Origin of the sequence: Thauera carbonicopians (assembly GCF_025699485.1) — a bacterium.
Classification (GTDB): Bacteria; Pseudomonadota; Gammaproteobacteria; order Burkholderiales; family Rhodocyclaceae; genus Thauera.
Genome location: NZ_JANUXN010000002.1, coordinates 126267 through 145179, shown reverse-complemented (window position 1 = coordinate 145179; position 18913 = coordinate 126267). Strand labels below are relative to the sequence as shown.

The window sequence follows — 18913 nt, the reverse complement described above, 5'->3', positions numbered from 1 at the left end:
TACAGGCGGCCTTTGGCGGCCGCCTCGAATTCCGCAACGTGCTCCTCTATCATGCTGGCTTCGTCGAACCCACGCTGAAGGCCCGAGCATGACAGACACTACTTACACCCCGCCCAAGGTCTGGACCTGGGACAAGGCCAACGGCGGCCGCTTCGCCAACATCAACCGGCCGATCGCCGGCCCCACCCACGACCGCGAGCTGCCGCGCGGCAAGCACCCGCTGCAGCTGTATTCGCTGGCCACGCCGAACGGCGTCAAAGTCGGCGTGATGCTGGAAGAACTGCTGGCCCTCGGCCACAGCGGCGTCGAGTACGACGCCTGGCTGATCCGCATCAACGACGGTGACCAGTTCGGCAGCGGCTTCGTCGGCGTCAATCCAAACTCCAAGATCCCCGCCCTGCTCGACTGCAGCGGCCCGGAGCCGGTCAGGGTGTTCGAATCCGGCGCCATCCTGCTCTATCTGGCGGAAAAGTTCGGCGCCCTCGTGCCCACCGAGCCCGCGCGGCGCGCGGAATGCCTGTCCTGGCTGTTCTGGCAGATGGGCAGCGCCCCCTACCTGGGCGGCGGCTTCGGCCATTTCTACGCCTACGCACCGACCAAGATCGAATACGCCATCGACCGCTTCGCCATGGAAGCCAAGCGCCAGATGGACGTGCTGAACCGCAGGCTGGCCGAAAGCCGCTACATCGCCGGCGACGAATACACCATCGCCGACATCGCCATCTGGCCGTGGTATGGCGGCATGGTGCTGGGCCAACTGTACGATGCCGCCGAGTTCCTGCAGGTGCAGGACTACACCCATCTCGTGCGCTGGGCCAATGAAATCGCCGCCCGCCCCGCGGTCAAGCGCGGCCGCATGGTCAACCGTGCCAGCGGTCCACTGGATCAGCAGCTCCACGAACGCCACGACACGTCCGACTTCGACACCCGCACGCAGGACAAGCTGCAAGCCGAGTCCTGACTTTTTCCGGCAAGGCACCCGGAGGGGCGCGGCAACAAACTGCCACCCTTCCGACCCGCCCTTCGGCACAAAAACCACACCGGGTTCCGACACCAGCACACCGATGCTAGAATCGCGCCCGCTCGTCATCGGGGAGTAGCCGCCCTGCGCAATGCAGGGGTGCGCGTCAACATGCTTGGCCGACAGGCCATGGCGCGTGCAGCTTTCAGGCCTGGCAAGACCTTTGACCGCACTGCCTACGGATAGGGCCGGGAGGCGGTGTGGTCATTTGTCTTTCCGGCCCTGGAGTTCCCGTTTTCATGGAAGCGTTCCTGGTATCCACCGGCATCGTCGCGCTGGGTGAAATGGGCGACAAGACCCAGTTGCTGGCCATCATCCTGGCCGCCACCTTCCGTCGCCCCTGGACCATCATCACCGGCATCTTCGTCGCCACCCTGGTCAACCACGCAGCGGCAGGCGCGGTCGGCGGCTGGGTCGCCCAGGCGCTCGGGCCGGACGTACTGCGCTGGGTCATCGGCATCTCCTTCATCGCCATGGCGGTGTGGATGATGATCCCGGACAAGATCGAGGACGATGCCGCACAAAACACTCGCGGGCTGGGCGTGTTCGGCACCACCGTGGTGGCCTTCTTCCTCGCCGAGATGGGCGACAAGACCCAGATCGCCACCGTAGCGCTCGCCGCGCGCTACGCCGAAGTCGTCCAGGTGATCCTGGGCACCACGCTGGGCATGATGCTGGCGAACGTGCCGGCGGTCTTCCTCGGCGACAAGATCGCCAAGAAGGTTTCGATGCAGCTGGTGCACGGCATCGCTGCCGCCATCTTCTGTATCCTGGGCGTGCTGACGCTGTTCAATGTCGGCAGCCTGTTCTGAGAACCTGAGCGGTGAGGATGAACCAGAAGCTGATCACCTCACCGAACCTGTCTTGCACAGGCCGTCTGCCACACTGTGCCTGCGATAATCCGCTTCAAAAGCAAAAAGCGCATTACACGGTATGTGTAATGCGCTTTTCATCTTGAATTCCTGGTGGACCGAAGGAGGATCGAACTCCCGACCTCTGCATTGCGAACGCAGCGCTCTCCCAGCTGAGCTATCGGCCCTGAAAGAAGGCGCATTATAGAGAGCCGGGGCGTGAAATGGAAGCCCTGCCACAGCCCTCTGCTGCCACCGGTGTGACTCCTTCAACGTTCCTCGCCGGAACCCACCGCTGCGCGCCCCAGCCTGTCGGCGATCGCATGCCATGCGGGGTCGTCGGGCAAAGCTTCGACGAGGATGAAGTCGGCGTCCAGCGTGTCGGCAGTACGCAGGCTGGCATAGAGATCGTGGGCGTAGGCGGCGGGGTCGGCGGGCATCGCTTGCCAGATCAGGCGCGAGTCCTGCGGGTCGGCCTGGCCGTACGCCAGCACCGCAACGCGGCTACCCTCGCCTGCCAGTGTGGCCGCTTCGTCGACCAGCAAGGCGGGCGCTACCAAGCGCAGCGGGGTACGCGGTGCGTAGTGGGCGGCCAGGGCACCGGAAACACGCGGTGCGGGCGTGGCAGCATTCGCCTGCCCTGCATCCGCACACTGTGCTTCCTCGGCCTCGCCGCGCACGCGCGGACGGCGGCCGATGACGCGGGCGATGGCGTCGGGCGTGATCGCGCCAAGGCGCAGGATCTCGGGCACGTCGCGCGAGAAATCGAGGATGGTGGATTCGATGCCGAAGGCGCAGGGGCCGCCATCGACCACCATCGCGACGCGTTCGCCCAAGTCTTCCTGGACATGCGCGGCCGTGGTCGGGCTGATGCGGCCGAAGCGGTTGGCGCTGGGCGCGGCGATGCCCGAGCCGAAGACCTGCAGCATCGCCAGCGCGATCGAATGCGAGGGCACGCGCAGGCCGACGGTGTCCTGCCCGCCGGTGACTTCGTCGGGTACATCCGGGGAGCGCTTCAGGATCAGCGTCAGCGGGCCGGGCCAGAAGGCGCGGGCGAGCGCGATGGCATCCTTGGGGATGCTGGCGGCCCAGCGCGGCAGATGGTCGGCCGAAGGCAGATGCACGATCAGCGGATGGTCGGCAGGTCGGCCCTTGGCAGCGAAGATCTTCTTCACCGCCTCCGGGTTCAGCGCATCGGCAGCCAGCCCGTAGACGGTCTCGGTCGGCATGCCGACGATGTCGCCGGTGCGCAGCAGATCGGCGGCCTCGCGGATCGCCACCAGCGTAGGCGGTTCGATGCGGCCGCGCGGCTTCGCTGCGGTGTTTTTGCTCATTCGCCGTTCACTCGTCGCGGATGCCGATCGCGGCGCGGGCCTGCAGCGCGCGCTGCAGCACTTCGTCCGCATCCTCGCCGGTGACGACGAAGTGGCCCATCTTGCGCCCGGGGCGGGCGTGGTGCTTGCCGTACAGGTGCAGGCGCAGGCCGGGCACGGCGTGCAGTACGGCCCAGTCGGGTTCGTGGTAGGCGCCATGGCCCTTGCCGTCGGCGTACCAGAGTTCGCCCAGCAGATTGACCATGACCGCGACCGAGTGCTGGCGCGGCGTGGCGAGCGGCAGGCCGCACAGCGCCCTGACCTGCTGCTCGTACTGGCTGGCATCACAGGCGTCGATGGTGTGGTGGCCGCTGTTGTGCGGACGCGGCGCCATCTCATTGACGACGAGCTCGCCGCCGCAAACGAAGAACTCCACCCCCAGCGTGCCGACGTAGCCGAGCTTTTCGGCGATGCGTTCGGCGATCCGGCGGGCCTCGTCCCTCAGCCCGGCCGAAGTCTGCGCCGGCGCGATGGTGACGTCGAGGATGCCGTTGCGGTGGCGGTTCTCTCCGGCCGCGAAGCAGCGCATCGTGCCGGTCTCGTCGCGCGCCAGTACCACCGAGACTTCGCAGTCCAGCGTCAGCATCTTCTCCAGCACACAGGGTTCGCCCTTGAAATGCTGGAAGGCGGCGACCGCCTCGTCGTGGCTGGCGACCCGTGCCTGGCCCTTGCCGTCGTAGCCGAAGCGCGCCACCTTGAGCACCGCTGGAAACAGTCCGGCATCGGCATGACGGACGTCGTCCTCGCTGCGGATCACCGCGAAGGGGCCGTGCGGCAGGCCGTTGTCCGCGAGGAAGGATTTTTCGGCGATGCGGTTCTGGCACACCGCCACCGCGCTCGCCGCTGGGTGCACCGGGATGAACTTGCTGAGGTAGTCCAGCGTGCCGGCCGGCACGTTCTCGAACTCGGTCGTGACCGCCGCACAGCCGCCGCCCAGTTCGTCGAGTGCGGCATAGTCCTCGTAAGCGGCAACCAGATGGCGGTCGGCGATCAGGCCGGCGGGGCTGTGCGGATCGGGGTCGAGCACCCACACCTTGTAGCCCATTTCATGCGCCGCGGCGACGAAGAAGCGGCCGAGCTGGCCGCCGCCGAGCATGCCCAGCGTGGCGGGCGGAAGGATAGTGGAGGAAGTCTTGCTGGACGACATGAGGGGCCTTCAGTGGGCGAAAATCGGCGGATACGGCCACGCGGCGCTTCAGGCCGGCGGCGGCAGTTCCATGTCGAGCACGGCCCGGGTCTGGCGCGTGCGGAAGGCATCGAGCTGCGCCGCGAGTTCGGCACTCTCATTGGCGAGCAGCGCCACCGCGAACAGGCCGGCGTTGGCCGCGCCGGCCTCGCCGATGGCGAAGGTCGCCACCGGGATGCCCTTGGGCATCTGCACGATGGACAGCAGCGAATCCTGGCCCGACAGCGCCTTCGACTGCACCGGCACGCCGAGCACCGGCAGCGTGGTCTTGGCCGCGACCATGCCGGGCAGGTGGGCCGCGCCGCCGGCGCCGGCGATGATTGCCTTCAGCCCGCGGCCGCGCGCGGCTTCGGCGTATTCGAACATCAGGTCGGGCGTGCGGTGGGCCGAGACCACCCGCGCCTCGTAGGGCACGCCGAATTCAGCCAGCACCTTGGCCGCCGCCTGCATGGTCGGCCAATCGGAGTTCGAGCCCATGATGATGCCCACCAGGGGCTGGGCGGTCGCAGTCGTGTTCATCGTCGATTCTCCAGGGTCACTTGCCGGCGTCGCGCTCATTTTTGTGCAGAACGCGCTCGGCGGACACCACGGTGTTCTCCAGCAACATCGTGATCGTCATCGGCCCGACGCCGCCCGGCACCGGCGTGATCGCACCGGCGACTTCGACCGCCGAGGCGAAATCGACGTCGCCGCACAGCTTGCCGGCATCCGGGCCGCTGTCGAGGCGGTTGATGCCGACGTCGATGACGGTGGCGCCCGGCTTGATCATGTCGCCGGTGACGAAGCGCGGCTTGCCGATCGCGGCAACGACGATGTCGGCGCGGCGGGTATGGAAAGCCAGGTCGCGCGTCTTCGAGTGGCACACGGTGACGGTGGCGCCGGCGTTGGTCAGCAGCATCGCCATCGGCTTGCCGACGATGTTGGAGCGGCCGATGACCACCGCCTCGGCGCCCTGCACCGGCACTTCGGCCGTCTCCAGCATCTTCATGACGCCGTTCGGCGTGCAGGGGACGAAGCCTTCGCGGTTCTGCGACAACAGGCCGACGTTCTCGGCGTGGAAGCCGTCGACGTCCTTGCGGATATCGATCGCCTCGAGCACCGCCGTCTCGTCCAGATGGGCGGGCAGCGGCAGTTGCACCAGGATGCCATGCACGGAGGGGTCGGCGTTCAGCTCGGCGAGCCTGGCCATGACTTCCTGCTGGGTGGCGTCCTGCGGGTAGTCGAAGCGCAGCGAGCGGATGCCGGCCTTCTCGCAGCCGGCGACCTTGTTGCGCACATAGACGGCGGAAGCGGGATCGCCGCCGACCAGGATGACCGCCAGGCAGGGTTGCACACCGCGTGCCGTCAACGCTGCGGCACGTTCTGCGATTTCGCCGCGGACACGCGCCGAAAGCGCGTTGCCGTCGATGATGCGAGCGGTCATCGGTAAAGCCTCGAAAAAGGGCAGGATTTTACAGCAAGGCGCCCGCGCCGCGTACCCATTCATCGCCCGGCCCAGCAGCTGGATCAGATGGTTATTCCAAGCGAAATTGTCCACTTCAGCCACGTCCCCATCGCCCGGTTCGGCGGCTCGGCTTTCAGCGCAGCAGCGCGCCCGGCTCCACCGTGACGACGTGCTGCACCAGTTCGGCCAGCGAACTGGCGCCCATCTTCTCCATCACGCGGGCGCGGTGCACCTCCACGGTCTTGATGCTGATGCCCAGCACGTCGGCGATCTGCTTGTTGAGCTTGCCGATGATGATGAGGTCCAGCACCTCCCGCTCGCGCTGGGTGAGATGGTCGAGCCGGCGCGCGGTGTCCGCCTCCTGCAGCCGCTTGCTGCGGCCTTCGCGTTCGAGCGTCAGGCATTGTTCGATCAGGCGCAGCATGTCGCGCTCGCTGAACGGCTTCTCGATGAAATCGACCGCGCCCTTCTTCAGCGCCGACACCGCCATCGGCACGTCGCCATGGCCGGTGATGAAGACGACCGGCAGGGTGCAACGCCGGCGCCCCAGCTCCTCGAACATCTCCAGTCCGCTCATGCCCGGCATGCGCACGTCCAGCACGATACAGCCTGCCATGTCGGGGCGGCAGCCTTCGAGAAAGGCTTCGGCGGATTCGTAGGTCAGCACCTTGTAGTTATTGCCTTCGAGCATCCAGGTCATGGAATCCCGCAGGGCTTCGTCGTCATCGACGACATGGATGATTTGTTCAAGCGCTGGGTGCAACTCGCTCACTTACGGACTCCGCCGGCAGGGTAAACGAGAATATGGTACCCCCTTCCGGGTTGTCGTCGACAATCAAACGACCATCGTGGAACTCAATGATCGAGCGGCAGATGTTCAAGCCCATGCCCATGCCCTCTGCCTTGGTGGTGTAGAACGGCGTGAACAGCCGCTGGCGCCCCTCCTCGCTGATGCCGTGGCCGCGGTCGATCACCGCCACCTCGATCGCCCCGGCGGCCCCGGCCATATCCTCGCCGCAGCGGCGCGCGCGCACCACCAGCAGCCGCTGTTCCGGCAGCGTGTCGGCCATCGCATCGAGGCCGTTGCGGATCAGGTTCAGCACCACCTGCTCGATCATGATGCGGTCGGCGAACACCGGCGGCAGCCCGGGCTCGATGTCGGCCACCAGCCTGATGCCGGTGCGGCGTGCATCGATGTCGGCGAAACCGAGCGCGTCGTCGAGGATGTCGACCAGCTTGACCGCGCTGCGGCGCGGCTCGCTCTTCTTCACGAATTCGCGCACGCGGCGGATGATCTTGCCGGCGCGCTCGGCCTGGAAGCTGGCTTTCTGCATCACCGCCAGCACGTCCTCGGGCTTCCACTTGCCGCCCTGCATGCGGGTCACGCAGCCGGCGCAGTAGTTGGCGATCGCCGACAGCGGCTGGTTCAGCTCATGCGCCAGCATCGAGGCCATCTCGCCCATCGTGATCAGGCGCGAGGTGCGCTGCAGCCGCTCTTCCTGCTGGCGCGCCACCTCGGCGGTCTGCTTGCGCTCGGTGCTGTCGGTGGCGATGCCCATGCGCACCACCCGGCCATCCACCCAGCGCATCGCCTGCTCGCGCACGTGGTACCAGCGCCCCGACACGGGGTGCTGCAATTCGCCGTCGAACAGTTCGCGCGGCAGATCGGCCGCCGTCAGGCCGCGCGGATCGACGCGGTAATCGCCACGCTCGGGCTGGGGCACCGCAACGCCGCGCACCGTGCGGCCCACCGTGTCGAAGCCGTTGATGCGCTTGAAGGCACGGTTGGCGAACAGGATCTCGTCGCTACGGGCATCGGCCACGAACACCGCCGCATCGAGCCCGTCCAGCACCGCCTCGAAGCGCTCGTGGGTCGCCTCCAGTGCGGCGCGCACGCGCTTGGGCTCGGTGATGTCGGTGATCGACGCCATCCAGCCCGTCTGCTGCCCGCTGGCATCGATCAGCGGCGACAGGTAGAAGCGCGCGTCGAAGAGTTCACCGTTGCGGCGCTGGATGCGCAGTTCGAAACCGCTGGCCGGCGCATGTCCGTCAAGCGTCATCTGCAGGTTGCGTGCACAGACATCCAACGAGTCCTTCGGCCAGTACGGAAAAGGCGCGGTCGCACCGACCAGTTCGTCCTCGCTCCAGCCCACCATGCGGCAGAACGCCGAATTGACATAGATGATGCGGCCGCTCAGATCGATGGCGCGCAGTCCGGTCAGCACCGAATCCTCCATCGCCTTGCGGAAGGCGGACTCGGCGCGCAAAGCCTGCTCCGCCGCCTTGTTCCCGGTGATGTCGCGGGCCACGGCATAGACGAGCCCCCCCTCGGGCACCGGGTTGATGCTCCACGCCAGCCATTTGTAGCTGCCGTCCGCACAGCGGCAGCGGTTCTCGAACTTCACCGGTTCACCGGCCGCCAGGCAGTGCAATGCGTCGAGCGTGGCGACGATGTCCCCGTCATGGACGAAATCGACCATCGGCCGGCCCGGCAGGCTGTCGGGCGCATGGCCGAGGATGCGCTCGAAGGCCGGGTTGCAGCGGCGGAAGCGGCCATCCAGGCCCGCCACGCACAGCATGTCGAGCGAGAGATCGAACAGCCTGTCGCGCTCCTTCTCGACCTGCTCGCGGCGCTGCACGTGGATGCGCAGCGACCACAGGCTCCACAACACCAGCACCGACAGGCTCAGGATCAGCGCCGCGGGCAGCGCCCATTGCAGTTCACGCAAGGCCACCTCGCGTTCGATCTCGAACCCGGGCTGCAACAGCAGCCACACCAGTGCCAGCATGCCCAGCGCAAAGAACAGCATCACCACACAGGGCACAGCCCAATACCGGTGCGACGGATCACCGCGAGCAGAGTCGGAACGGAACATGGAAGCTTCGGAGGAAGGGGCTGAAATGATGCAGTGCAATAGCTGCCGCCCGATTGTCGGTGAGCCCTCCGGCAATCGTCATCCGGTTTAACCCTTATCGCCGCATCCGGGTTTCCGCCAACTTTCCCGCTTTTATGCCTGCCAATACAGTCCGGGTATGCCGTTCTCCAGCACCCGGCGCAAACGCCTTGCCACCCCGCCCCTCCTCGTCGCCTGCGTGCGCCAGCACCGTGCTTCAGTCACGACTGCAAAGCACGAACCAAGTCCGCTCCAACACCCTCCTTGCCGTGCCTCCCGGCATGCGTTCCATGCACGCATCCGGGCTTCTCCACGTCAACATCGTTGCACATTGCGAAAAGTGGTTTTATAGTTCGAAAAGTCAGCCGCTGGTTGTCGAGGCGGCTGCGTCCGTACCACCAACAGACCTGCCCAACAGGCAGGGTTCGCCAACCGAACGTCATGAGGAGACAAACCATGACCGGAATCAGCAACGTTCCCGCGCAAAACGACACCGATGCGCAGGAAACGAAGGAATGGATGGATGCACTCGCCGCCGTCGTCGAACATGAAGGCCCGCAGCGTGCCCATTACCTGATCGAAACCCTGATCGCGACCGCACGCCAGGAAGGGGTGAACATCCCTTACTCGGCCACCACCGAGTACATCAACACCATTCCGGTCGAACAGCAGCCCCCCTACCCCGGCGATGCGGACATGGAAATCAAGCTCCATTCCTACATCCGCTGGAACGCCATGGCGATGGTGGTGCGCGCGAACAAGGACACCAACGTCGGCGGCCACATCGCCTCGTTCGCGTCCGCTGCAGCCCTCTATGACGTCGGTTTCTCGCACTTCTGGCACGCCCCGTCGGCCCAGCACGACGGCGACCTGATCTTCTTCCAGGGGCACTCGGTGCCCGGTGTCTACGCCCGCGCCTACATGCTGGGCCGCCTGACCGAAGAGCAGATGGACAGCTTCCGCCAGGAAACCGGCGGCAAGGGCATCTCGTCCTACCCCCATCCGTGGCTGATGCCGGAGTTCTGGCAGTTCCCCACCGTGTCGATGGGCCTCGGCCCGCTGTGCGCCATCTACTCGGCGCGCTTCATGAAGTACATGGCCAGCCGCGGCATGATCGACCCGGCCCGCGCCGAACAGCGCAAGGTCTGGGCCTTCCTCGGCGACGGCGAGACCGATGAAGTCGAGTCCCTGGGCGCGATCGGCATGGCCGGCCGCGAGCGGCTCGACAACCTGGTCTTCGTCATCAACTGCAACCTGCAGCGCCTCGACGGCCCGGTTCGCGGCAACGGCAAGATCGTCCAGGAACTCGAAGCCGAATTCCGCGGCGCCGGCTGGAACGTCATCAAGGTTCTCTGGGGCACCCATTGGGACGCCCTGTTCGCCCGCGACAAGAAGGGCATCCTGCAGAAGCGCATGATGGAATGCGTCGATGGCGAGTACCAGACCTTCAAGGCCAAGGACGGCGCCTACGTCCGCGAGCACTTCTTCAACACCCCCGAACTGAAGGAACTGGTCGCCGACTGGACCGACAACCAGATCTGGCGCCTGAACCGCGGCGGCCACGACATCTTCAAGATCTTCACCGCCTACAAGGCCGCGGCCGAGCACAAGGGCCAGCCGACGCTGATCCTGGCCAAGACCATCAAGGGTTTCGGCATGGGCCAGGCCGGCGAGGCGATGAACATCTCGCATCAGCAGAAGAAGATGGACGTCGAAGCCATCCGCCGCTTCCGCGACCGCTTCGGCCTGCCGGTGCCCGACGACAAGCTGGAAGAGCTGCCCTACCTGAAGTTCGAGGAAGGCTCGCCCGAGCAGAAGTACCTGCTGCAGCGCCGCATGGACCTCGGCGGCTTCCTGCCGCAGCGCCGCACCAAGGCCGAACCGCTGGCCGTGCCCGCGCTGGATACCTTCGCCGCGCTGCTGAAGGCCTCGGGCGAAGGCCGCGAGCTGTCGACCACGATGGCGATCGTGCGCATGATGAACACCCTGCTGAAGGACAAGCAGATCGGCAAGCACATCGTGCCGATCGTGCCGGACGAGTCGCGCACCTTCGGCATGGAAGGCATGTTCCGCCAGTACGGCATCTGGAACCAGGAAGGCCAGAAGTACGTGCCGGAAGACCATGACCAGCTCATGTTCTACAAGGAAAGCCAGACCGGCCAGGTGCTGCAGGAAGGCATCAACGAAGCCGGCGCGATGGCCGACTGGATCGCCGCAGGCACCGCCTACAGCGTGCATGGCGTGCAGATGATCCCGTTCTACATCTTCTATTCGATGTTCGGCCTGCAGCGCACCATGGACCTGTGCTGGGCGGCAGCCGACCAGCGCACCCGCGGCTTCCTCATCGGCGGCACCGCCGGCCGCACCACGCTGAACGGCGAAGGCCTGCAGCACGAGGACGGCCACAGCCTGCTGATGGCCAACATGATCCCGAACTGCATCAGCTACGACCCGACCTTCCAGTACGAAGTCGCCGTCGTCGTGCAGGACGGCCTGCGCCGGATGTTCGCCGAACAGGAGGACGTCTACTACTACATCACGGTGATGAACGAGAACTACGAACATCCCGAGATGCCTGCCGGCGCCGAAGCCGACATCCTCAAGGGCCTGTACCTGTTCCGCAAGGGCGGCGACGCCAAGGGTCCTCGCGTGCAGTTGATGGGTTCGGGCACGATCTTCCGTGAAGTCATCGCCGCCGCCGAACTGCTCAAGAACGACTGGGGTGTCGAGGCCGACATCTGGGGCGCGCCCAGCTTCAACGAACTGGCCCGCAACGGCCAGGACGTCGAGCGCTGGAACCTGCTGCACCCGCAGGAAGAGCCGAAGAAGACCCACGTGCAGCAGAAGCTCGCCGGCTTCGAAGGCCCGGCCATCGCCGCCACCGACTACATCCGCATGCTCCCCGAGCAGATCCGCGTGCAACTCGACCGCCGCTACGTCACGCTGGGCACCGACGGCTTCGGCCGCTCCGACACCCGCGAGAAGCTGCGCCACTTCTTCGAGGTGGATCGCCACTGGGTGACGCTGGCTGCACTGAAGGCGCTGGCCGATGACGGCGTGATCGGCCGCGACAAGATCGCCGCCGCGGTGGCCAAGTACAACCTCGACCCGAACAAGCCGAACCCGATGTCGGTTTGAGCGAGCAAGGAGACAAGAACATGAGCCAACTCATTGAAGTGAAGGTTCCGGACATCGGCGACTTCTCCGACGTGCCGGTCATCGAGCTGTTCGTCAAAGTCGGCGACACCATCGCCGTCGATGACGCCATCGCCACACTCGAATCCGACAAGGCAACAATGGACGTGCCCTCGTCGGCCGCCGGCGTGGTCAAGGAAGTGCTGATCGGCCTCGGCGACAAGGTGTCCGAAGGCAGCGTGCTGATCAAGATCGAGGCCGCCGGCGCCGCTGCTGCGGCCCCCGCTCCGGCTGCCGCCTCGGCGCCGGCACCCGCTGCCGCTCCTGCAGCAGCCCCAGCCGCCGGCGGCGGTGTGGTCGACGTCGTCGTGCCCGACATCGGCGACTTCTCCGACGTGCCGGTCATCGAGCTGTTCGTCAAGGCCGGCGACACCATCAAGGTCGACGACGCCATCGCCACGCTCGAATCCGACAAGGCAACGATGGACGTCCCGTCCTCCGCCGCCGGCGTCGTCAAGGAAGTGCTCGTCAGCCTCGGCGACAAGGTCAGCCAGGGCAGCCTGCTGATCAAGGTCGAGACCGCCGGCGGCGCAGCAGCCGCGGCCGCCCCGGCTGCTGCAGCTGCGCCCGCTCCTGCCGCTGCACCGGCTCCGGCCGCAGCCGCGCCCGCCCCGGCGGCCAGCGCCCCGGCGCCGGCTGCTTCGCCGGCCGCAGCGTCCGCGGTCACGCTCGGCGGCAAGGTTCACGCCAGCCCCTCGGTGCGCGCCTACGCCCGCGAGCTCGGCGTCGATCTCGCCCAGGTCAAGGCCACCGGTCCCAAGGGCCGCATCGTCAAGGAAGACGTCACCGCCTTCGTCAAGGGTGCGATGAGTAGCGGCACGGTACCGGGCAAGACCCCGGCCGCCGCGGCCGGCGCCTCGCTGGGCGGCGGGCTGGACCTGCTGCCGTGGCCGAAGGTCGATTTCGCCAAGTTCGGCGAAGTCGAGGTCAAGCCGCTGTCCCGCATCAAGAAGATCTCCGGCCAGAACCTCGCCCGCAACTGGGTGATGATCCCGGCGGTGACCTACCACGAGGACGCCGACATCACCGACCTGGAAGCCTTCCGGGTGGCGATGAACAAGGAGCACGAGAAGTCCGGCAAGAAGCTCACCATGCTCGCCTTCATCATCAAGGCCTCGGTGCGCGCGCTGCAGGAATTCCCCGAATTCAACACCTCGCTCGACGGCGACAACCTGGTCTACAAGAAGTACTTCAACATCGCCTTCGCCGCCGACACGCCCAACGGCCTGGTCGTTCCGGTGATCAAGGACGCTGACAAGAAGAGCGTGTTCGAGATCGCCGCCGAATCCGGCAACCTGGCCAAGCTCGCCCGCGACGGCAAGCTCAAGCCGGCCGACATGTCCGGCGCATGCTTCACGATCTCGTCGCTCGGCGGCATCGGCGGCACCTACTTCGCGCCGATCGTCAATGCGCCCGAAGTCGCCATCCTCGGCGTCAACAAGTCGGTGCTGAAGCCGGTGTGGGACGGCAAGCAGTTCGCGCCGCGCCTGACCCTGCCGATGTCGCTGACCGCCGACCACCGCGTCATCGACGGCGCCCTGGCGACCCGCTTCAATGTGTACCTCGCGCAACTGCTGGCGGACTTCCGCCGCGTGATGCTGTAAGGAGACCGCCATGAGTCTAGTGGAAGTAAAAGTTCCGGACATCGGCGACTTCTCCGACGTGCCGGTGATCGAGCTGTTCGTCAAGGTCGGCGACACCATCAACGTGGATGACGCGATCTGCACGCTCGAATCCGACAAGGCGACCATGGACGTCCCGTCCTCGGCTGCCGGCGTGGTCAAGGAAGTGCTGATCAACCTCGGCGACAAGGTGTCGGAAGGCGCCCTGCTGATCAAGATCGAAGCCGGCGCCGCAGCAGCGGCCGGTGCACCGGCGGCGGCAGCGCCCGCTCCGGCGGCCGCGCCTGCCGCGGCACCTGCAGCCGCAGCACCGGCCGGCGGTGGCGGCGTGGTCGAAGTCGCCGTGCCCGACATCGGCGACTTCTCCGACGTGCCGGTCATCGAGCTGTTCGTCAAGGCCGGCGACACCATCAAGGTCGACGACGCCATCGCCACGCTCGAGTCCGACAAGGCGACGATGGACGTGCCGTCCTCCGCCGCCGGCGTCGTCAAGGAAGTCCTGGTCAGCCTCGGTGACAAGGTCAGCCAGGGCACCGTGCTGATCAAGGTCGAGGCAGCGGGCGCCAGCGCCGCTGCCGCGCCGGCCCCGGCTGCGGCCGCAGCGGCACCGGTTGCCGCTCCGGCGGCAGCCAGCCACGGCGGCAGCGCCGACGCCGAATACGACATGGTCGTGCTCGGCGCCGGTCCCGGCGGCTACTCGGCGGCCTTCCGCGCCGCCGACCTCGGCCTCAAGACCGCGATCATCGAGCGCTACGCCACGCTGGGCGGCGTGTGCCTGAACGTCGGCTGCATCCCGTCCAAGGCGCTGCTGCACGTCGCCGCGGTCATCGAGGAAGCCGAGCACGTCAGCACCGCCGGTGTCAGCTTCGCCAAGCCCTCGGTGGACGTCGACGCGCTGCGCAAGCACAAGGACGGCGTCATCGGCAGGCTCACCGGCGGCCTCGCCGGCATGGCCAAGGCACGCAAGGTCGACGTCATCCGCGGCTACGGCAATTTCCTCGACCCGCATCACATCGAAGTCGAGGAAACCACCGGCAGCGGCTGGGACACCACCGGCGCCAAGAAGGTCGTCAAGTTCAAGAACTGCATCATCGCCGCCGGCTCCGCCGCGGTGCACCTGCCCTTCATCCCGAAGGACCCGCGCATCGTCGATTCGACCGGCGCGCTGGAACTGCGCCAGGTGCCGGGCAAGATGCTGGTCATCGGCGGCGGCATCATCGGCCTGGAAATGGCCACGGTGTATTCCACGCTGGGCACGCGTCTCGACGTCGTCGAAATGCTGGACGGCCTGATGCAGGGCCCGGACCGCGATGCGGTCAAGGTGTGGGAGAAGCAGAACGCCCACCGCTTCGACAAGATCATGCTCAAGACCAAGACGGTTGCGGTCGAAGCCAGGGACGACGGCATCTATGTCAAGTTCGAAGGCGACGGCGCCCCGGCCGAGCCGGTCAAGTACGACATGGTGCTGCAGTCGGCCGGCCGTTCGCCCAACGGCAACAAGATCAGTGCGGACAAGGCGGGCGTCATCGTCGGCGAACGCGGCTTCATCCCGGTGGATGCGCAGATGCGCACCAACGTGCCGCACATCTTTGCCATCGGCGACATCGTCGGCCAGCCCATGCTCGCCCACAAGGCAGTGCATGAAGCCCACGTCGCCGCCGAAGTCGCCGCCGGCCACAAGGCCGCCTTCGACGCCACGGTGATCCCGGGCGTGGCCTACACCCATCCGGAAGTGGCCTGGGTCGGCTACACCGAAGCCCAGGCCAAGGCCGAAGGCAAGAAGGTCGAAACCGCCAAGTTCCCGTGGGCCGCCAGCGGCCGCGCGATCGCCAACGGCGCCGACTACGGCTTCACCAAGCTGATCTTCGACGCCGAAACGCATCGTGTCATCGGCGGCACCATCGTCGGCCCCTCGGCCGGCGACATGATCGGCGAAGTCTGCCTGGCCATCGAAATGGGCGCCGACGCGGTCGACATCGGCAAGACCATCCACCCGCACCCCACCCTCGGGGAAACGGTGGGCATGGCCGCCGAAGTCGCCCACGGCAGTTGCACCGACCTGCCGCCGATGCGCAAGAAATAAGCATCGGGCTGCACGCTTCGTCACCGGAAACCCGCCCGCAAGGCGGGTTTCTTTTTGGCTGGCCGCGCCTCAGCCGGCCACACCTTGATTCGACAGAGCGATTGCCCATCCTGCCCGTAAGTCATTCATCCGAACAGCACAGCATCATGGCTCTGCCCCAGCCCGGCACGCCCTTTACCGCCGAAGACTATCTGCAATGGAAAGCCGAGCAGCCCGACAAGCACGAGTTCGTGCGCGGCGAGGGCGGCGCAAGCAGACGGCACGTCACGATTTCGCTCAACCTTGCCGCAGCACTCGACGACGCTCTTGAAGGCAGTCCCTGCTGCGCCTACATGGCCGACATGAAAATACAGGCTGCCGAAGACGAGGCCTGCTTCTACCCTGGCGTGCTCGTCACCTGCGACCCGGCGGACCACCGCGCCGAACAGTTCATGCGCGCGCCCTCGCTGATCGTCGAGTTGCTTTCCCCACTACCGCCGCCTACGACCGCGGCGAGAAGTTCGCCGCCTACCGCCGCATTGCCTCGCTGAAGGAATGCGTCCTCATCGACCCCAACCTGCGCCACTACCGCCTCACCCATGCGAACCGCTGGGAGCTACAGGACGTCGAACCCGAACAGCCGCTGTTGCTGCAGAACCTCGGCATCTCGATCCCATGGCAGAAGGTGTTTCGCAACGCGGACTGAAGATGCGGTCCAACACTAGCTCGATCTGAGCCAGCACATTGAATGCCATGCGGAACCCGTCGCCGGGTTCCGCATGCAAGGTGGCAAAAAACCCCTGCCGACACCGGCAAAACAGGCAAAGTTTGCCGGCAGGCAACAGGCATCCACCGGCAATCCAATGAGCAAAAAGGGAATATCCGCGTGATAACGCACCTGGCACGTATCTCGCTGTAGGACGTCCAGAGAGCTCGGGCGCCGGCAACAGTGCCCTCAGGACATGACCCGAGCCCACTTCGAATCGGACATCCGGGAGATTCAAAATGGCACAGGTCATCAACACCAACATCCCTTCACTCAACTCACAGCGCAACCTGAACATCTCGCAGGGCTCTCTCTCCACCTCCCTGCAGCGGCTGTCTTCCGGCCTGCGCATCAACAGCGCCAAGGACGACGCCGCCGGTCTGGCCATCTCCGAGCGCATGAGCGCCCAGATCAACGGCCAGAACCAGGCCCGGCGCAATGCGAACGATGGGATTTCCCTGGCACAGACCGCCGAAGGCGCACTGGAATCCGCCAGTGACGTGTTGCAGCGCATCCGCCAACTGGCCGTGCAATCGTCCAACGCGACCAACTCCCCATCCGACCGCCAGGCGCTCAACGCCGAAGTCAACCAACTGACCGCCGAGCTCGACCGCATCGCCAAGACCACCGAGTTCAACGGCCGCAAGCTGCTCGACGGCTCCTTCACCACCGCCACCTTCCAGGTAGGCGCCAATGCCGGCCAGATGATCTCGGCCACCACCGCCAATTTCAGCACCAACCAATATGGCGGCTATCGCATCGGAACGCAGGCGGCAGCCAACAGCGGGGCGAAGGGCGATCTCACACCGGGCAGCACGCCGTTCTCGATTCCTTCCGCAGCGGCGACCACCAACCGGGTCGCCGGCGGCACGCTCACCATCAACGGCGCGTCAGGCTCTGCGCCCGTAACCATTCCCGCCGGCGCATCGGCCAAGACCGCGGTGCAACTGATCAATACCGAAAGCGGCACGACTGGCGTCACGGCCTCCGCAAAGACCGAGTTCGACATCGATTTCAGTGCCCCCAATACCAGCTACAAATTCGATATTTCGTCGGACAACGGCACGCCGATCACCGTCTCCTTCACCATCGGCGCAGAAGACAACGACGGCCTGGCCGCCGCGATCAACGCCTTCAACGACGTCTCGGCCAAAACCGGCGTCACCGCACGGGTCAGCGACACAGGCGACGGTATCACCTTGCTGAACGCGTTCGGCGAGAACATCACCATTGCCAACGCAGCCTCGGGTTCCAATGCAGCCACCATCGGCGGCGCAGCCACGGCGGCAGGCAGCACCGTGATCGGCACGGGCGAGCTCGTGCTCGACTCCGACAAATCCTTCAGCGTGACCGCTGCCAACACAACGGATTTTTTCAACAACACCAACGCCGCTGCCCAGCTGCAGAAAGTCAGCGACCTCGATGTCAGTTCGGTCGAGTCGTCCCAGCGCACGCTGGCCATCGCAGACGCAGCCTTGTCCGCCATCAACGGCCAGCGCGCGAAATTCGGCGCCCTGCAGGCCCGCTTCGAGACGACGATTTCGAATCTGCAGATTTCGGCCGAGAACCTGTCCGCCGCGCGTTCCCGCATCCGCGACACCGACTTCGCTGCCGAAACCGCCAACCTGACCCGCGCACAGATTCTCCAGCAAGCCGGCACCGCCATGCTGGCCCAGGCCAACGCGCTGCCACAGCAGGTGTTGCAGTTGCTGCAGGGCTAAAATCAGAAAGCAGAAGAAAACACCTTGCTCCCGCCTGAGCAGTGATATGGCACCTTCAACGGTGCCGCATCACCGTGTGCCACGTGCGTGCGGCCCGCGGCCCCTCAAGGTTTCAGGTTTCCAGCCGCCGTCGCCCGCAAGATGAAATCGGTCCACACCACCTTCCATTCGCCCCTCGTCGATCGCCAGGCTCGTGCCCGCCAGAACGGCCACGCCTCAGCCATCATCTGGCTGACCGGCCTTTCCGGCGCAGGCAAATCCACCCTCGCCTGCGCGCTGGAGCAGGCGCTCCATGCCAGCGGCCACCGCAGCTATGTCCTCGACGGCGACAACGTGCGCCAAGGCCTGTGCGGCGACCTGGGCTTTTCCCGCCAGGACCGGCAAGAGAACATCCGCCGCATCGGCGAAGTGGCCAGGCTGATGATGGATGCCGGCCTGATTGTGATCACCGCCTTCATCTCCCCCCACCGAGCTGACCGGGATCGCGTTCGCGCCAGCGTGGCGGAAGGCGAATTCATCGAAATCTATTGCCGGTGCGAAATCGAAACCTGCATCGAGCGCGATCCCAAAGGGCTGTACAAACTGGCCCTGGCCGGACAGATCCAGGAATTCACCGGCATATCGTCCCCCTATGAGCCACCACAGCAACCGGAACTGACGCTGGACACCTCGCGGCGGGATATCACCAGTTGCACCCAGGCCTTGCTCTCCCTGCTGCACGCACGCAAACTGCTAATCCGGTAATCTAGTCGGCATGCGCGCCATCTCGCCGCCGGCG

At 66.0% G+C, this 18913-nt stretch carries 13 protein-coding genes, 1 tRNA gene, 1 pseudogene and 1 riboswitch; of the genes and pseudogenes, 8 read left to right on the top strand and 7 right to left on the bottom strand.

Going from position 1 to position 18913, the window contains the following annotated elements; translation table 11 throughout:
* Positions 1-88 precede the first annotated feature (88 nt).
* Together yghU and NX068_RS03185 are read left to right on the top strand one after the other, a co-directional pair.
* Positions 89-961 carry a glutathione-dependent disulfide-bond oxidoreductase gene (gene yghU, locus NX068_RS03190; RefSeq protein WP_263459854.1) on the top strand — a complete coding sequence of 291 codons (873 nt, stop codon included), beginning with the start codon at positions 89-91 and terminating at the stop codon, positions 959-961.
* A 118-nt stretch (positions 962-1079) separates the two neighbouring features.
* Positions 1080-1250: riboswitch (yybP-ykoY riboswitch) on the top strand.
* Between the two features lie 10 nt (positions 1251-1260).
* Positions 1261-1833, top strand: a complete 573-nt coding sequence (locus tag NX068_RS03185; protein WP_263459853.1) for a TMEM165/GDT1 family protein — start codon at positions 1261-1263, stop codon at positions 1831-1833.
* A gap of 151 nt (positions 1834-1984) precedes the next feature.
* Here NX068_RS03185 and NX068_RS03180 read toward each other — a convergent pair.
* The 7 genes from NX068_RS03180 to NX068_RS03150 form a co-directional block, all read right to left on the bottom strand.
* Positions 1985-2060 (bottom strand) — tRNA-Ala (locus NX068_RS03180).
* A gap of 81 nt (positions 2061-2141) precedes the next feature.
* Positions 2142-3206 (bottom strand): L-threonylcarbamoyladenylate synthase, encoded by a 1065-nt coding sequence (locus NX068_RS03175; RefSeq protein ID WP_263459852.1) that lies wholly within the window; start codon positions 3204-3206, stop codon positions 2142-2144.
* A gap of 7 nt (positions 3207-3213) precedes the next feature.
* Positions 3214-4392 carry a 5-(carboxyamino)imidazole ribonucleotide synthase gene (locus NX068_RS03170; RefSeq protein ID WP_263459851.1) on the bottom strand — a complete coding sequence of 393 codons (1179 nt, stop codon included), beginning with the start codon at positions 4390-4392 and terminating at the stop codon, positions 3214-3216.
* 48 nt (positions 4393-4440) lie between these two features.
* Positions 4441-4950 (bottom strand): 5-(carboxyamino)imidazole ribonucleotide mutase, encoded by a 510-nt coding sequence (purE, locus tag NX068_RS03165; RefSeq protein WP_263459850.1) that lies wholly within the window; start codon positions 4948-4950, stop codon positions 4441-4443.
* Positions 4951-4966: 16 nt separating this feature from the next.
* Positions 4967-5854 carry a bifunctional methylenetetrahydrofolate dehydrogenase/methenyltetrahydrofolate cyclohydrolase FolD gene (folD, locus tag NX068_RS03160; protein ID WP_263459849.1) on the bottom strand — a complete coding sequence of 296 codons (888 nt, stop codon included), beginning with the start codon at positions 5852-5854 and terminating at the stop codon, positions 4967-4969.
* 154 nt (positions 5855-6008) lie between these two features.
* Complete coding sequence (locus tag NX068_RS03155) at positions 6009-6647, bottom strand: response regulator transcription factor (RefSeq protein WP_263459848.1); 639 nt, start codon at positions 6645-6647, stop codon at positions 6009-6011.
* Positions 6622-8751 carry a PAS domain-containing sensor histidine kinase gene (locus tag NX068_RS03150; protein WP_263459847.1) on the bottom strand — a complete coding sequence of 710 codons (2130 nt, stop codon included), beginning with the start codon at positions 8749-8751 and terminating at the stop codon, positions 6622-6624. Before NX068_RS03150 ends, NX068_RS03155 begins: the two co-directional genes overlap by 26 nt.
* A gap of 474 nt (positions 8752-9225) precedes the next feature.
* On the opposite strand from NX068_RS03150, the gene aceE reads away from it, so the two are divergent.
* The 6 genes and pseudogenes from aceE to cysC all read left to right on the top strand — a co-directional run bounded on the left by aceE (position 9226) and on the right by cysC (position 18879).
* Entirely contained in the window at positions 9226-11907 is a 2682-nt protein-coding gene (aceE, locus tag NX068_RS03145; RefSeq protein WP_263459846.1) for a pyruvate dehydrogenase (acetyl-transferring), homodimeric type, read from the top strand.
* A 20-nt stretch (positions 11908-11927) separates the two neighbouring features.
* Complete coding sequence (aceF, locus tag NX068_RS03140) at positions 11928-13568, top strand: dihydrolipoyllysine-residue acetyltransferase (protein ID WP_263459845.1); 1641 nt, start codon at positions 11928-11930, stop codon at positions 13566-13568.
* Between the two features lie 10 nt (positions 13569-13578).
* The gene (gene lpdA, locus NX068_RS03135; protein WP_263459844.1) at positions 13579-15669 is read left to right on the top strand and encodes a dihydrolipoyl dehydrogenase; all 2091 of its coding nucleotides are present in this window, start codon (positions 13579-13581) and stop codon (positions 15667-15669) included.
* Between the two features lie 146 nt (positions 15670-15815).
* Positions 15816-16354 (top strand): annotated as a pseudogene (locus tag NX068_RS03130) (Uma2 family endonuclease).
* A 299-nt stretch (positions 16355-16653) separates the two neighbouring features.
* The gene (locus NX068_RS03125) at positions 16654-18135 is read left to right on the top strand and encodes a flagellin N-terminal helical domain-containing protein (protein WP_263459842.1); all 1482 of its coding nucleotides are present in this window, start codon (positions 16654-16656) and stop codon (positions 18133-18135) included.
* 87 nt (positions 18136-18222) lie between these two features.
* The gene (gene cysC / locus NX068_RS03120) at positions 18223-18879 is read left to right on the top strand and encodes an adenylyl-sulfate kinase (RefSeq protein WP_263459841.1); all 657 of its coding nucleotides are present in this window, start codon (positions 18223-18225) and stop codon (positions 18877-18879) included.
* The last annotated feature ends 34 nt before the right edge of the window (positions 18880-18913 follow it).

Coding starts and splice junctions, on each gene's coding strand:
- aceE (WP_263459846.1), top strand. CDS start 9,226: ATGACCGGAATCAGCAACGTTCCCGCGCAAAACGACACCGATGCGCAG.
- NX068_RS03175 (WP_263459852.1), bottom strand. CDS start 3,206: ATGAGCAAAAACACCGCAGCGAAGCCGCGCGGCCGCATCGAACCGCCT.
- NX068_RS03170 (WP_263459851.1), bottom strand. CDS start 4,392: ATGTCGTCCAGCAAGACTTCCTCCACTATCCTTCCGCCCGCCACGCTG.
- NX068_RS03150 (WP_263459847.1), bottom strand. CDS start 8,751: ATGTTCCGTTCCGACTCTGCTCGCGGTGATCCGTCGCACCGGTATTGG.
- NX068_RS03185 (WP_263459853.1), top strand. CDS start 1,261: ATGGAAGCGTTCCTGGTATCCACCGGCATCGTCGCGCTGGGTGAAATG.
- aceF (WP_263459845.1), top strand. CDS start 11,928: ATGAGCCAACTCATTGAAGTGAAGGTTCCGGACATCGGCGACTTCTCC.
- folD (WP_263459849.1), bottom strand. CDS start 5,854: ATGACCGCTCGCATCATCGACGGCAACGCGCTTTCGGCGCGTGTCCGC.
- NX068_RS03125 (WP_263459842.1), top strand. CDS start 16,654: ATGGCACAGGTCATCAACACCAACATCCCTTCACTCAACTCACAGCGC.
- purE (WP_263459850.1), bottom strand. CDS start 4,950: ATGAACACGACTGCGACCGCCCAGCCCCTGGTGGGCATCATCATGGGC.
- lpdA (WP_263459844.1), top strand. CDS start 13,579: ATGAGTCTAGTGGAAGTAAAAGTTCCGGACATCGGCGACTTCTCCGAC.
- yghU (WP_263459854.1), top strand. CDS start 89: ATGACAGACACTACTTACACCCCGCCCAAGGTCTGGACCTGGGACAAG.